General features: G+C 64.8%; 11 protein-coding genes. 4 read left to right on the top strand and 7 right to left on the bottom strand.

Annotation, left to right across the window (positions count from 1 at the left end; translation table 11 throughout):
• Positions 1-2 precede the first annotated feature (2 nt).
• A complete protein-coding gene (locus GAK28_RS01475; RefSeq protein ID WP_291774041.1) occupies positions 3-443 on the bottom strand; it encodes a cupin domain-containing protein in 441 nt (146 codons plus the stop codon).
• 191 nt (positions 444-634) lie between these two features.
• Between GAK28_RS01475 and GAK28_RS01480 the strand changes: the two genes are divergently transcribed.
• A complete protein-coding gene (locus tag GAK28_RS01480) occupies positions 635-895 on the top strand; it encodes an exodeoxyribonuclease VII small subunit (RefSeq protein WP_291774043.1) in 261 nt (86 codons plus the stop codon).
• Complete coding sequence (ispA, locus tag GAK28_RS01485) at positions 876-1,778, top strand: (2E,6E)-farnesyl diphosphate synthase (protein WP_291774045.1); 903 nt, start codon at positions 876-878, stop codon at positions 1,776-1,778. Before GAK28_RS01480 ends, ispA begins: the two co-directional genes overlap by 20 nt.
• Before the next feature lie 20 nt (positions 1,779-1,798).
• On the opposite strand, the gene GAK28_RS01490 is transcribed toward ispA, so the two are convergent.
• Together GAK28_RS01490 and pmbA are read right to left on the bottom strand one after the other, a co-directional pair.
• Complete coding sequence (locus GAK28_RS01490) at positions 1,799-2,203, bottom strand: DUF4870 domain-containing protein (RefSeq protein ID WP_343161814.1); 405 nt, start codon at positions 2,201-2,203, stop codon at positions 1,799-1,801.
• Positions 2,204-2,291: 88 nt separating this feature from the next.
• Entirely contained in the window at positions 2,292-3,641 is a 1,350-nt protein-coding gene (pmbA, locus tag GAK28_RS01495) for a metalloprotease PmbA (RefSeq protein WP_291774047.1), read from the bottom strand.
• Between the two features lie 119 nt (positions 3,642-3,760).
• Here pmbA and GAK28_RS01500 point away from each other — a divergent pair, with 119 nt between their 5' ends.
• Complete coding sequence (locus tag GAK28_RS01500; protein WP_291774050.1) at positions 3,761-3,994, top strand: DUF1653 domain-containing protein; 234 nt, start codon at positions 3,761-3,763, stop codon at positions 3,992-3,994.
• Positions 3,991-4,524, top strand: coding sequence for a ribosome biogenesis factor YjgA (gene yjgA, locus GAK28_RS01505; protein ID WP_291774052.1), 534 nt, complete (start codon positions 3,991-3,993; stop codon positions 4,522-4,524). The genes GAK28_RS01500 and yjgA overlap by 4 nt, the downstream gene beginning before the upstream one ends.
• Positions 4,525-5,389: 865 nt before the next feature.
• Here yjgA and GAK28_RS01510 read toward each other — a convergent pair.
• The 4 genes from GAK28_RS01510 to GAK28_RS01525 form a co-directional block, all read right to left on the bottom strand.
• On the bottom strand, positions 5,390-12,559 hold the full coding sequence (locus tag GAK28_RS01510; RefSeq protein WP_291774054.1) for a beta-1,3-glucanase family protein: 7,170 nt from the start codon (positions 12,557-12,559) through the stop codon (positions 5,390-5,392).
• A 317-nt stretch (positions 12,560-12,876) separates the two neighbouring features.
• Entirely contained in the window at positions 12,877-14,319 is a 1,443-nt protein-coding gene (gene tldD / locus GAK28_RS01515) for a metalloprotease TldD (protein ID WP_291774056.1), read from the bottom strand.
• Between the two features lie 54 nt (positions 14,320-14,373).
• On the bottom strand, positions 14,374-14,733 hold the full coding sequence (locus tag GAK28_RS01520) for a HigA family addiction module antitoxin (RefSeq protein ID WP_291774058.1): 360 nt from the start codon (positions 14,731-14,733) through the stop codon (positions 14,374-14,376).
• An 11-nt stretch (positions 14,734-14,744) separates the two neighbouring features.
• Positions 14,745-15,023, bottom strand: coding sequence for a type II toxin-antitoxin system RelE/ParE family toxin (locus GAK28_RS01525; RefSeq protein WP_291774060.1), 279 nt, complete (start codon positions 15,021-15,023; stop codon positions 14,745-14,747).
• Positions 15,024-15,029: the final 6 nt, after the last annotated feature.

A 15,029-nucleotide genomic window follows, 5' to 3' on the forward strand; every position in this document is an offset into this window, starting at 1 on the left:
GATCAGTACTCGGGCTTCTGGCCCTTCTCGGCGACGAAGGTCGGTGTACCCGCCGTTCCCGAATACGTGACGATCAACTCCACCGGCTGGTCGCCGGTCACGCCGCGATGTACGGAGCCCACGGACTCGGTGAACGCCTGACCCGCGGTATAGGTCTGCTTCTTGCCCGTGGCTTGGTCCTCGACCGTGATTTCGCCGGACAGCACATAGCCGGCATTGGGGATCGGATGCGTATGCCACGGCAACGCCGTATGCGCCGGAATATGGAACTTCAGGACGGTCAGCTCGGGCCGCCCCGAGGGATAGGCCTGGTAGGGAATGCCATTCCACGAATGATCGCTTTTCACCAGCACATCGACCTTCGCGGAATTCGTGGTCTCGCCGTACGCCATGGACGCGACAGGCAATAACAGCAGGATCGGCAGGATCTTTTTCAGGCGCATGGGTCACCGTCGTGTGGGGAAACGCTATCCGAGGATAGGACCGCCCCGGCGAGGGTCGCTAGGACGTTTGCCCCGTGATGGTCGAAGAAGGGAAAGATCCCATCGCCATCAGTGAGATACGCCGCAAAACAGGCACCCATGCAAGGTGGTGGCGATTGATCGGAAACGCCATGTGAGCTAATTTTGCCGCTATGCCGAAGTCATCCGACACCCCTGCGCCCACCTCGTCCATCGCCGAGTTCGAGCATTCGCTCGACGAGCTCGAGCAACTGGTCACGCGCATGGAGGGCGGAGACCTCAGCCTCGACGAGTCGCTGAAGTCGTTCGAGCGTGGCATCGGGCTCTACCGGCAATGCCAGACGGCGCTGGAACAGGCCGAACTGCGCGTACGCCTGCTGCTCGACCCCGCATCCCCCGACAGCGCCACGCCCTTTGACTCCCGCACCGAATGAGCTGCCGGCGCCCCTGAAGGCGCTGGTCGCCAGGGCCGACGACGCGCTAGCGCGCGCCCTCCCCGGCGAAGACATCCCTCCCGTCGAACTCCACCGCGCCATGCGGTATGCCGGTCTTGGCCCGGGCAAGCGCCTGCGCCCGTTGCTGGTGTACGCCGCAGGCCACGCGCTGGGCTGCGACGGTCCCATCCTCGATGCGCCTGCCTGCGCCGTCGAAATCATCCACGCCTATTCGCTCGTGCATGACGACCTGCCGGCAATGGACGACGACGACCTGCGTCGTGGGCGCCCCACCTGCCACATCGTCTTCGGCGAAGCCATGGCGATCCTCGCCGGCGACGCCCTCCAGGCGCTCGCCTTCGAGATCCTGGCCTGCTCGCCCGAAGGCGACGACGCCCAGGCCCGAGTCGCGATGCTGCGCGTGCTGGGCACCGCCTGCGGCGCCGAGGGCATGGCCGGTGGCCAGGCATTTGATCTGTCGGCCGTGGGCCGCAAGCTCGAACTGGCGGATCTGGAGCGCATGCACGCCTACAAGACAGGCGCGCTGATCCGGGCCTCCATCAAGCTCGGCGCGCTGGCGGCGGGCTGCAAGGACGACGCGATCCTGGAGCGCCTGGAGCGCTACGGTCACGCGGTGGGCCTGGCGTTCCAGGTCCGCGACGACATCCTCGATATCGAGGGCGAATCCGCCGTCATCGGCAAGACTGCCGGCAAAGATGCGGCAGCGGACAAGCCGACCTTCCCGTCGATCATCGGCATGGACGCATCACGCGCCCGGCTCCGCGAACTGATCGACACGGCCCTCGAGGCCATCGCCCCACTGGGCGAACGCGGCGAATGGCTCGCCGCCCTGGCACGTTACACGGCGAGCCGGGGACACTAACGTCCCCGGCCCCCGGCCGATCAGTTCACCAGGCGCAGGGCGAACGGATAGCGGTAGGTACCGTCGGAGCTGACCTTCACTGCCGCGACGATGCACAGCACCAAGTTGACCAGCCACAGCAACGGCGACAGGAATGCGCCGATGACGATAATGGTCAGCACCCAGCAGATCACGTAGCCGATGAGCACGGTGATCTGGAAATTCAGGGCTTCCTTGGCCTCGGCGACGAGGTAGGCCTTGTCGCTGCGATCCTTGTGGATCAGCCAGACGATCAACGGCACGAGCACGCTGAGGATGATCCCCGACAGATGCGTCAGCATGGCAAGGTTCTTGTCGTCGTTGCTGTGGCCCACCGGCGGCGGTGTCTCGTAGGGCGGGGGCGACGGGGGCGGCGACGGCGGGTACTGATCGGACGGCGTGCTCATGACAGGGAACTCCGTGGGCGACATTCGCAAGTAATGTCGGTCGCGCCCACGGCCCCTGTCAAGGCGACTTACGGCACCCGGCCGAAGGTCACTCGCCGGCGATGGTCATCTTCTCGACCAGCCAGGACCCGGTCAGCACGTGCGAGCGGTGATCCACGTCGGCGCCGATCGCCACCAGGTTCGCGAACATGTCCCGCAGGTTGGCCGCGATGGTGATCTCTTCCACCGGATAGGCGATTTCGCCGTTTTCCACCCAGAAACCGGACGCGCCGCGGGAATAGTCGCCCGTGACAATGGATACGCCCTGCCCCATCACCTCGGTCACCAGCAGGCCCGTGCCCAGGCGGCGCAGCATGCCCGCGAAATCGTCGTCGCCGGTCTTGAGGATCAGGTTGTGGATGCCGCCGGCGTTGCCGGTGCTCTTCAGGCCGAGCTTGCGCGCGGAGTAGCTGCCGAGCACGTAGCGTTCGAGCACGCCATCCACCACCAGCGACGAATCCGCCGTGGCCACGCCCTCGGCGTCGAATACCGACGAGCCCATGCCGCGCGGAATGAGCGGCCGCTCGTCGATACGGAACCACGACGGCAGGATCTGCTTGCCGACATGGTCCAGCAGGAAGCTGGAACGGCGATACAGCGAGCCGCCGCTGACGGCGCCGAGCAGGTGCCCGACCAGGCCGCGGGCGACCTCGGGAGCGAACAGGACGGGCGACTGGCGGGTGCCCAGGCGACGGGCATCCAGGCGCGACAGGGTCCGCTCCGCGGCCTTGCGGCCCAGCGTCGCGGCATCCATGAACCGGCTGGCGTCGCGTACCGTGTCGTACCAGTAGTCGCGCTGCATCGCGTCGTCTTCGCCGGCGATCAGGGCTACCGACAGCGAGTGCCGGGTGCCACGCTCACGGCCGACGAACCCGTGGGAATTGGCGTAGACCGAAAGGCTCTGGCCCGCGTTGACGCTGGACCCGTCGGAATTGGTGATGCCCGCGATAGCCCGGCCACCGTCCTCGATCTCACGGCCCAGCGCGATGGCGCCGTCCACGTCGATGTCCCAGGGGTGCCACAGATCCAGGTCGGGGAAGCTCGTGGCCATGCGGTCGGCGTCCGCCAGACCGGCGGCGGGGTCTTCCTCGGTGAAGCGGGCGATGGCGCAGGCCTGCTCGATCGTGGCCTGAATGGAGTCCGGGTTGAGGTCGGCCGTGCTGGCCGAGCCCTTGCGCTGGCCGAAATAGACGGTCAGCGAGAATCCGCGGTCGCGAGTGTGCTCGACCGTCTCCACCTCGCCCAGCCGTACGTTCACGTTCAGGCCGACATCGATGCTGGCGGAAACTTCCGCCTGGCTGGCGCCCGCGGCCCTGGCCCGGCGGATGGTGTCCTCGGCCAGGTTGGCGAGGCGGTCGAGGTCGTGGTGGCTGTTGTCGAGGGTGGAAACGTGGCTCACGTGGGCTTCCCGGGGGCTCATGGTTACAATATCGGGTCCTGCGCGGCCCCAACCCAATCAGATGGGGGCGCGCCGCCCGATCAAAAGCAATGCACCGCCCATGGTGCCATGGAATCCGTATGAGCATCCGTGTCGGCTATTACCGTCACTTCAAGGGCATGCCCTATCGCGTGCTTGGCGTCGCCCGCCATAGCGAAACAATGGAAGAGCACGTCGTGTACCAGGCGCTTTATGGCGAGCATGGCCTGTGGGTGCGACCCGCGGCGATGTTCGCCGAAACCGTGGAGCACGAAGGCCGCGTGCAGCCGCGCTTCGCCTTCGAACGCAACGCCGACCAGGAGACGCAGGCATGAGGCCTTTCGACGAACGCCCGCCGCAGGACGACGAGGAAGACTACGGTCCCAGCCGTAGCGAGCGCCGGCGCAACGCGCTGGACGTGCTGAAGCTGGCCCATCAGCTGATGGACCTCCCGCCCAGCCGCATTCCCAAGCTGAACCTGCCGGAAGACATCATCGACGAGATCGGCCGTACCCGTAAGATCACGGCACACATTGCGCGGAAGCGGCAGATGGCATACCTCGCCAAGCAGATGCGCAAGCATGGCGACGAGGCCTTCGTGGACGCTCGTGCGGCTCTCGGTGAGGATCGCGACCGCCAGCGCCAGGAAGCCGCGCACATGCATCGTCTGGAGGCCGCTCGCGAGCGCCTGATGGACGGTGGCGATGCCGCGCTGGGCGAGCTGTTCGATCGTCACCCCGATCTGGACCGCCAGCATTTGCGCTCGCTGGTGCGCCAGGCGCGGGCCGAGCGCGAGGCCAACAAGCCGCTGCATGCGTTTCGCGAGATCTATCGCATCTTGAAGGATCTGGAAGCGGCGGAGTGATCCGCGGTCGCTGTTGAAAAGGTTGGCTGCTTTGCAGCCCATGTTTTTAACGGCTTGCGCCGTACAGCCGCTTCGTAGGTTGGGCTCGCCTTCGGCCTCGCGCGGCGCTCGGGCGTGGCTGGGGGAGCCGTCGGGCCGCCGCCGGGGCGCGCCGGCTCTCCGTACGTTACGGTGACCTTGTAGGAGCGCGCTTGCGCGCGATGGGTGCTCGCGGCAACCTGGCATCGCGCGCAAGCGCGCTCCTACAGGTCGCGTACCTCGCCAATTACCTCACCGTCGTTCCTGCGCACGCAGGAACCCAGCGCCTCGGTTCACCAGCAACACGACGACGCTGCATCGGCTTTTGCGTAGGTAGCGTCGTCGCGATAATCCATCGCATCGCGCTGGGTTCCAGCGTTCGCTGGAACGACGTGAGGGCGCAATCAGACGGTGACGATGACCTGGCCCGCTGCGCGGGATCGCGCGCAAGCGCGTTCCTACAAAAAAAACGGGATGCGATAACCGGATGCATCGCCGTGGGCACCGGCCTGCGCCGGTGCGACGACGCGCTTCGTCGTTCCGGCGTAGGCCGGAACCCACCGCCTCGGTTCAGCAGCAACACGACGACACTGCATCGGCTTTTACGTAGGGAACGCACTCGCGACAACCCATCGCATCGCGCTTGGTTTCAGCGTGCGCTGGAACGACGTGAGGGGAGTTGCAGGTTGCGTTGCTGTTTCGCACCCTGCCCGCCCGGGGCTCAACGCAACGTCCGAGCGCAAGGCGGCAAACGCCGCTCAACACACGAGTCGCGCAGCGACTATCCGCATAAAAAAGAGGCGGTGGATTACTCCACCGCCTCTTTCGTTTTCACTACATCACCAACTTACCAGCCGATACCGAACTCCAGGTGCTCCGGGTGTCCGTCGATCAGCGAGGAGCTGTGATCGGAGACATCGTCGTACGAGAAGCCATAGGCCTTGCCGTCGATGCTGTGCGCGTGCCAGAAGCGCGAGTAGTAGTTCGACGGAGCCTGCAGATAGTACTGGCTGTCGTCCTTCCACTTGCTCACGTCGTCCACCACGTGGCGGTTGAACGCGCCACACAGCTGGGCTTCGAGCTGGCCTTCCACACCCCACGGATCGTGGGAGTTGGCGAGGTTACCCTTGCCTTCGAGCACGTCCTGGGTGGAGGGCTTGCTTACGTTGAACAGCATGCCTTCCGGTTCGTCCTGCTCGTGGAAGGTCGACCAGTTGGTGTGCTGGAAGGTCAGCACGCCATCCACGACCACGCCTTCGAACTCCTTCTGGCCAATGGTCATCTTCAGCGTGTGGTTTTCGTAGTACTGCCACATCTGGTCGATGTACGCATCGTAGTAATGCGCCTGCGGCTTGCCTGCGTCGAACGCGTCCTTGCCGGGGGCGAGGATGCGCACGGTGTCCGGACCGAGGTTGGCGATCTGGAACTCCGCGGGCACTTCCTTGTTGTACTCGGTGAAGATCTGGTCACGGGTTTCCGTGATACCGGCCTTCTGGTGGTTCGTCTTGCCATCGCCGTACAGGTCGAGGGTCAGCGGGATGGAGAACTGGTCGACCTGGGTCGTGTTGATCCAGATGCCGTTATCGCCCCACGTGAACTCGTACCAGTCGTACTGGATGTTGAGGTTGGGGTCCGTGCCGTTTAGCGGGTTGGGACCCGCGAAGCCCAGGACGCCGTCGGCACCCAGCACATTCTTCATGTAAAGCGGTTCGCCGACCGAGACGAAGATGCGGCCCGAGAACAGCGGCGGCAGCTTGAGCAGTTTGGCCTGCGCAAGCGTGAACGCGTAGTTCGGGAACGTATCGCCGTTCTTGGTCAGGTGGCCCGGACCGGTGTTGTCCGCGATGTTCATCGCAACGATGGTGCCGTCCGGCTTGACCCACGAGAACACGCCGTTGTTGGCCGCGTCCTTGGCGATGACTTCCACGAAGATCTGGTCGTCACGCCACTTGCCGTTGGTCTTGTTGAGCAGCGAAGCACCGATGAAGCCCGGGTACACGTCGTAGTTGAAGCCCTGCGACGGGTCGTTGCCACCTTGCGGCGGGGGCGGCGGCGGAGGCGGCGTGGTGCTGCCGTCATCCGGACCATAGACTTCCATTTCCCACAACGAGTAACCGTACTGCGTGCTGCGCTTGACGCCGTGCATGCGCACGTAGCGAGCGGACACCGCCGCGAAGCTGCGCGTTTCCACACCGCCGGTGCTGGCCGGGTTCTCGTCCACCGTATTCCACTTCTGACCGTCGATCGAGACTTCGATCAGGTAGTCGGTGGCGTGGGCGTTTTCCCAGGTGAGCACGACCTTGTTGACGGTCTTGACCGCACCGAGGTCGACGCTGATCCACTGGTCGTTCGTGAAGCCCGAGGACCAACGGGTACCGGTGTCGCCGTCGTTGGCGTTGGCAGCCTTGAAGGCGACCGGGTTTTCGACGTCCGACGCGGTGATCGGCTGGTGCAGGGCGAGGTTGGTGTTGCTGCTCACCGGCGGCGTGCCCTGCGGCTGCTTGACCGGGTTTACGGTCAGCGTGACCGGGGTGCTGGTCACGGAGCGACCGGCGTTGTCGGTCACCACGACATCGTAGCTACCGGCATCGGCGGTACCTGCCGTGAGGCTGAAGGTCGCCTGCGTTGCACCCTGGATCGGAGCCGCGTTGCGACGCCACTGGTAACCCACCGTGCCGTTGGCCTGGACACCGACCGTGAAGGTCGCCGTCTGGCCGGCCGTGACGACGGCCGACTGCGGTTCGCCGATGATCTTCGGCAGCGGTGCTGCGTAGACCTCGAACTCCCACAACGATACGCCGTAATTCGTAGCGCGCGCGGTGCTGTGCATGCGGACGTAACGTGCCGTCTGGGCGGCGAAGTCACGACGCTCCACGCCACCGAGGCCGGCATACGGCTGGGGGCTGACCGACTGCCAGGTGGCTTCGTCGTTGGACACTTCGATCGTGTACTGGGTCGAGTAGGCATTCTCCCAACGCAGGATCACGTGGTCGAAGATCTGCTGCGAACCCAGGTCGAGCTCGATCCAGCTTTCCGGCTGGAACTTCGAACCCCAACGCGTCGTGAAGTCACCGTCGACCGCTCCGGCCGGCGCGAGATAACCATCGTTCTCGTTGCCGTTGGAGGTGGCCTTCGCATGCACGGCGATGTTGGTGCCGCCCTGGCCATCGCCCGGCGTACCGGTGCCTGGCTGGTTCGGGTTGTTGGGCTGGTTCGGCTGGTCCGGGGTGGTGCCGAAGATCGGATCCACGCCGTTGGTCGAGTTGTCGACCGTGACGATCGCATCGCTGCTGACCGAGATCAGGCCCTGGGCGCTGGTCACCTTGACGCGGAAACGTGCACCGTTGTCGGCAGCCGTCAGCGCCTTGGTCGTGTACGTGCCGTCCGAGGTGCTGGACTGGAACGTTTCGACGTCGTGGCCGTTGGCATCCTGGGTCACGCGGTACCAGTCGTAGGTGAACGGAGCCACGCCCGTGGCCGTCACCGCGAACTTGGCCGCACGCGTCGCACCGACCGTCTGGCTGGCCGGCTGGGCACTGATACCCGGAGCGACCGTCTTGGCACCGGCCACGCAGAGCACATGGCTCGGGTTGTTTTCAGCGACCACGCGGTTGACCACACCCTGCGACGTCACCTGGTAGGCGAACGTGGCATCGGTCGGGTCCTGGCCATCGGTCCAGGTTGTCCATGCACCGGGGAACGCCGAGGTCGAGGCATTCTGGCCACTGATGGCCAGCGCTTCGTCACGGGTCGGCAGACGCATGTTGTCCTTGGCGCACTCACCTACCGCGACCGACTGCGTGAACTGCGCACCCTGGTCGGTGAAGCCGCGCTGGATGCGATCCCACTGCAGGCCACTGAGCGTGTCGCGCACGTCGGTGGTCGGCTTGCCGTCGATCGTGCCCGGCACGAGCTGGTAACGATCGCCGTTGTCGCCGGTGGTGACCGAGTTGTACACCTCGAACTCGTAGATCGAGTAACCGTAGTCGGTCGCGCGCTTGACGCCCTGCATGCGGACGTAACGGCCCTTGACCGGATGCGGGAACGTCATGTCCTCCACACCGCCCTGGCTGTTGGTGACTTCCGGCATGGCATCCTGGAAGCCCGTGTCCGGGGAGTCGGAGTACTGCACCTTGTAGTCGGACGCGTGGGCGTTTTCCCACTTGATCACGACACGGTTGAAGACGCGCGACGCACCGAGGTCGACCGTGAGGGCGGCATCGTTGTCACCGATCTTCGAGCCCCAGCGGGTCGTCTCGTCACCGTCGACGGCCTGCCAGGAGGCGGTGCCGTTGGGGTTTTCGACGGCCGTGGACTGGGTCGGCTTCTGGCGGGCCAGGTTCGCACCCGGCGGAGCCAGCGTCAGCTTGGCCGAGGTCGTCGCGACAGCGCCATCGCCCAGGACGTTGGTGACGGACACCGAGTAGGTGCCGACATCGTTCTGGGTGACACCGTTGATCGTCAGCGTCGGCAGATCGTCGCCGATGGCCTGGCCGTTGTGCGACCACTTGTAGTGGAACGGCGAGGTGCCGGCCACCAGCGTCGAGACATCGAACGTGGCCGGCTGGCCCGGATTGGCGCGGACGTCGGGCAGCGTGCCGGTGAATGCCGGCGGACGTGCCGGGTTGACCGTGAGCTGTGCCGACTTCGAGCCCATCTGGCTGCCGAAGTTGCTGACGACGACCGCGTAGGTGCTACCGCTGTCGGAGACGTTGAGCGCGGCCGTGTCGTACGTGGTGCCGTTGGCATCCGCGATCGGCTGGCCGTTCTTCATCCACTGGTACTTCAGCGTCGGCGAACCCGATGCACGCACCGTGAAGTGCGCCACCTGGCCCTGGTCGACATTGATCGACACCGGGTCCTGCGTGATGTTCACCTGCTGGAACGCCGCGACCGACAACGTGGCCGGCGTCGATTCCTGGTCGGGACCCTGGCCATGGACGACGACGGTGTACTTCGCGTTGTTGTCGTCGAGGATGGTCGCAGGCGTCGTGTAGCTCGCCTGGTTGGCACCCTGGATTTCAACGCCGTTCTTCTTCCAGGTGAAGGTCAGCGGCGGAGCGCCGGAGGCCGTCACGGAGAAGTGGCCCACATCGCCGACGGTGACGCTATCGTCGTTGGGCTGGGCGATGATCGACGGCGGACCGGAGACCGTGGGGGCCTGCGGCACGGGCGCGATGTTGAACGACACCGAGCCCGGCTTGAGGCCGTTGGCGGTGGCGGTCACCTGCACGGCACCGGTAGCGAACTTCGTACGCAACGCGATCTTCTGCAAGCCGCCTTCGAACTGAAGCTCGTGCGAACCCGGCGCATGGTAGTAATGCATCGGCTCGGCGATGCCACCATTCGGATCGGGAACCTCGCCCGCGCTGTAGTCGACGTAGGCCTGCGTGCCGCCCTGGTAGGTCACCAGCGAGTCACCACTGGTGACATCGAAGTTCACCTTCTGCGTGGCATCGGGCACCAGGTGGTTCTGCGCATCGAGAACGCGGGCGACGATGAACGCCGCGTCGGAACCGTTGGCGGTCACCTGGAACACCGTACCGTCCGGCTTGCGGATGGGGTCGCTGGTGTTCACGACCTGCAGGTCGATATGGTCGGCGGGGCCGGCGGTGTAGAGGGTGTCCTGCACCGGGTTGCCGTTGGCGTCGGTGCGGACCACGCCACCGTCAATGCACTGGGCGACAGCCGAACCGGCCTGCCAGGTCACATTCCAGTGGACCTGGCCCGGAAGCTTCGTGGTCTGCTGTGCCTTGTCGACACCCACGATCTTGCCGGTCTTCTCGTCCACGGGGCCGTTTTCGGCATCGTACGAAGCGGTATCGATGGAATCCCAGCGGTTCGGCACCTGGTCGGAGCCCTGCGGCACACCGTTGATCAGGAGGCAAACGGCCGGGCAGTTGCTGAACGCGTCGACCTTGATATCGCCGGTGCGATTCCAGGTGTTGGCCAGCTTGACCATCGGCTTCACGGTGTACGGCATCCACACCGATTCGTAGATGTAGTACAGCATGCGCGGGAAGCGGTTCGCGTCGGTCATCGACGCGTTGTTGCCGCGCGAGTTGTGGCGGAAGCCCTTGACCGGGGTGCCATCCGGATGCGTCGCGATGCTGCCGTCCGGATTGCGACCGTAGGCCCAGTGCGTCGCGTCTTCGAGGCCATCGACCTGCTCGATGACTTCACCCGGCGTGTCGGCGTAATACCACTGCGCCATGCCGAAGGTGTTGACCGCACGTGCCTGAGAGAACGGCACGAGATAGTTCAGGGCGAATGCCAGCTCGGTGTCGTACGCGCTGCGCGAACCGCCCGGACCCCAGTACTCCGCGCCCCAGGCGGGCTTGTTCGGATAGTCGACCTGGTGCAGATGGGTTTCGCAACCGGCCTTCGAGCAGCTGAGGATGTCGCCGTTCTGGTCGTTCGGCGTGCGATCCGCGGCAGCGCGGGGGCTGACGTTGTCCCACTTGCGGGCAAGGTTACGCAGTTCCTGTGCGAACGGCGTGTCCATCTGGCCGTTGTCGTGTTCCCACGCCACGATGGACGGGTGGCTGCGATCGCGGATCACGATGTCACGATGGACCTCGCGCTTGATCGTCCACATGTCCTTGCACTGCTGGTAATCCTTGTCCGAAGGATTGCACTGGTTGGCAAAGCCGTTTTCGCCGTCGCCGCTGGGCTGTACGATGAACACGCCGAGCGCGTCAGCGGCCTCGACGAATTCCGGGCTCGACGGCGAATGACCGGGACGCCACAGGTTGCCGCCCATCGCGGCCATGTCCTTGAGATCGCGCCACTGCTGTTCCTCGGGCACCGACGATCCCAGCGCGGGATAGTCGTAGCGACCGGAGCCGCCCACGAGGTACTGCTTCTTGCCGTTGACGTACGGGAAGTCCTTGTCCCACGTGATGACGCGGATACCGAGCGTGCTCTGCTTGGCATCGACCACCTGGCCGTCAATGCTGACGGTGTGGATCACGCGGTAGAGGTACGGCTTGCCGTCGGGGCTGCCGTTGGGGAACCACAGCGTGGGGTTGGACACCGTCAGCGTCTGATCGAAGATCGGCGTGGCGTTGTCGTTCTGCGGCTGGGTCGGTGCGAGCGTCTTGTCCTGCTGGTCGCGTGCGACTTCCTTGCCGTTGGCGTCGACGATCTGGGTGATCAAGGTCACCGTCTTCGCCACGCCGGATTCGTTGGCAACGTTGGTCTGGACGCGGATGGTCGCCGAGGCATGATCGGGACTCAGCGCCTGCGTCGCGACGTAGGTACCCCAGGTGTTCTGGCCCGCGTACACGTTCTCGGGAATGTGCACGAGGTTGGTCACGTGCAGCTTTACCGGACGGAAGATACCCGCTTCCGACTGGCCGAAACGGAACGCGCCGGAGAAGCCGGGGTCTTCGAAGAAACCACCGCCGCTACGGCTGACCTGCACGGCGAGGACATCCTTGCCGTCGAAGTTCAGATACGGCGTGAGGTCCACGATGTGCGGCAGGAAGCCGATCACGTGCGTGGCCTGTGCATCCGGCTGGCCCGGCTGGTTCAGCACTCCGGTACCCGGAATGAAACGCCCGTTGACGTACACGCGGTCGCCCGTGTGCGCGCCTTCGAATTCCACCATCACCTTCTTGCCGCGATAGGACGCGGAATCGGCGAGCTTGGTGCGATACCAGCTCGTCTCGCCGTCCAGGCTACCCTGGCCGCCGCCGGATTCCTGGTTGATGAAGGTGGTGAAGTCGTTGGCCGCGTGCGGCAGACCGACGGTCAGCCACTTGCTGTCGTCGAAATTGACGGCAGCACCTTCATCCCCATTGGGAAGCGGTGCGTAGACGGTGGGATCGTTCGGATTGACGATCGATTGCTTGGTGTACTTCCAAGGCTGGGCGCCGAGGTTGATGTCCTGACGATCCGATGGTGCCACGGTGACGGCGCTTGCCGACATCGTGAAGCCCACCAGGGTCAGCGTGACGAGGGAGGATAACCTCCGTCGCCTCACGCCTTGAGGTGACTCGGGGTAACGCTTCATTGGATGTGTCCCCTGTTTGAAGATCGCTGTCGGACAGCGCATCCCAGGCAGGAGACGACATCAGCCAGTGACCGGGGTCACTGGCATGTTTCATCTAACGCATGAGCGGAACAGCCAAAGCCCTGGCCATCGGCCTTTACGAGCCCTGCATCGCTACAGGTTTGGACGTCCGTACGCTGTCTTCGCGCCGGATCATCCTCGCCCGAAATGATCGTCACAATACTAAATGGAGGGAGTTGCGACGAATCTTGCGATTCGTTTCGCAATTCGTGACGGGATTCGTGATTGCGCAGGGATCGATAGTTTTGGTCAAGACGTCAGGCGGCCGTACCGCCGACTGTCATGCCATCGACGCGCAGCGTCGGTTGACCGACGCCCACCGGCACACTCTGACCATCCTTGCCACATACGCCCACGCCTTCGTCGAGGGCGAGATCGTTGCCGATCATCGAGACGCGCGTGAGCACTTCCGGGCCCGAGCCGACGAGCGTCGCACCCTTCACCGGACGCGTGACCTTGCCGTCCTCGATGAGATAGGCCTCGCTGGCGGAGAACACGAACTTGCCGTTGGTGATGTCCACCTGGCCGCCACCGAAGTTCACCGCGTACAGACCACGCTTCACCGAACGGATGATTTCTTCCGGCTCGCGGTTGCCGGCCAGCATGTAGGTGTTGGTCATGCGCGGCATCGGCAACTGCGCGAAGGATTCGCGGCGGCCGTTACCCGTGGACTTCACGCCCATCAGTCGCGCGTTGAGCTTGTCCTGCATGTAGCCCTTGAGGATACCGTTCTCGATCAGCGTGGTGCACTCCGTCGGCGTGCCTTCGTCGTCGATGCTCAGCGAGCCACGACGTCCCGGCAGGGTGCCGTCGTCCACGACCGTCACGCCTTCGGCGGCCACACGCTGGCCGATACGACCCGCGAACGCCGAGCTGCCCTTGCGGTTGAAATCGCCTTCGAGGCCGTGGCCGATCGCTTCGTGCAACAGCACGCCGGGCCAGCCCGGGCCAAGCACGACGGTCATGCTGCCGGCCGGCGCATCCACGGCCTCGAGGTTCACCAGCGCCTGGCGCACGGCTTCCTCGGCGAACGCGTGAGCGCGTCCGTTTTCGATGAGTTCGCGATATCCATAACGACCGCCGCCACCCGAATGGCCTTGTTCGCGACGGCCGCCCTGCTCCGCGATCACCTGCACGTTGAGGCGGACCAGCGGACGAACGTCCGCCGCCAGCGTGCCGTCCGACGCGGCGACCAGGATGGTATCCAGCGTGGCCGCGAGGCTGACGACCACCTGCTTCACGCGCGGATCGCGCGAGCGGGCATAGGCGTCGACCTCGCGCAGCAGCGCGATCTTTTCCTCGTTGGGCAGGCTTTCGACCGGGTCGATGGCCGGATACAGCCCACGGCCCGTGGCGAGCGCCAGCGGCTTGCCGGCACCGGCACCGCCCTGGGCGATGGCCCGGGCCGCCTTCGAGGCCTCCAGCAGCTGCGGGAGCACGATCTCGTCGGAATAGGAGAAACCGGTCTTCTCGCCCGAGATGGCCCGCACGCCCACGCCCTGTTCGATGGAGTGGTTGCCGTCCTTCACGATGCCCTCCTCCAACACCCAGGATTCGCTGCGCGAATGCTGGAAGTAGAGGTCGGCCACGTCGATCGAAGGCCCCATCAACTGGGAGAACACACGATCGAGGTCGTTGGCGGCGAGGCCACCGGGGGTGAGCAGGCGACGTTCGGCGAGGGTGATCAGGGAATCCATCAAAGGCAGCCGGCAAGGGAACGGTAGAGGCCCTACATGGGGCCATGAGCCGCCAGATTAAACCTTCGGGCGGCGTTTCGCAGTCCCTGGGCCACCCTTTGGCCTCGACGAGGCCGAGGTACGCGACAACTCCGCCCACGGCACGATGGCGGCGAGGACCTCGGCCATTTGCGGTTTCAGGGTCTCTTGATCGTAGTGCTGCTGCAGCCCCGTCCAGAAGCCATCGGACATGCCGAAGAACCGGGACAGCCGCAAACCCGTATCAGCCGTCACAGATCGACGCCCGGCGATGATCTCGCCGATACGCGGGGCGGGCACGCCAATCGCCTTGGCCAATCGATACTGACTGATGCCGAGCGGCTTGAGGAACTCTTCGAGGAGCATCTCCCCAGGATGGGGAACGGGAAGCCTGCGCATGGGCCGGATCCTCAGTGATAGTCGACGATACGGACGGCATGGGCATGCCCGTCACGCCAGATGAAACAGACGCGGAACTGATCGTTGATGCGAATGCTGTAATGCCCTGCATAGTCGCCTTTCAGGGGTTTGAGCCGGTTTCCTGGCGGCACGCGCAGATCGTCGAGCGTCACCGCGAGCTCGACCATGTAGAGCTTGCGCATGGCGACTTTTTCGATTCGCTCCCAGCGAGCAACGGGGCACTTTTCAAAGAAGCGACGCGTGTCCTCGTCTCCGAACGACAGGATCATGGTAAT

Source organism: Luteibacter sp. (genome assembly GCF_009912395.1).
In the GTDB taxonomy this organism is placed as follows: domain Bacteria; phylum Pseudomonadota; class Gammaproteobacteria; order Xanthomonadales; family Rhodanobacteraceae; genus Luteibacter.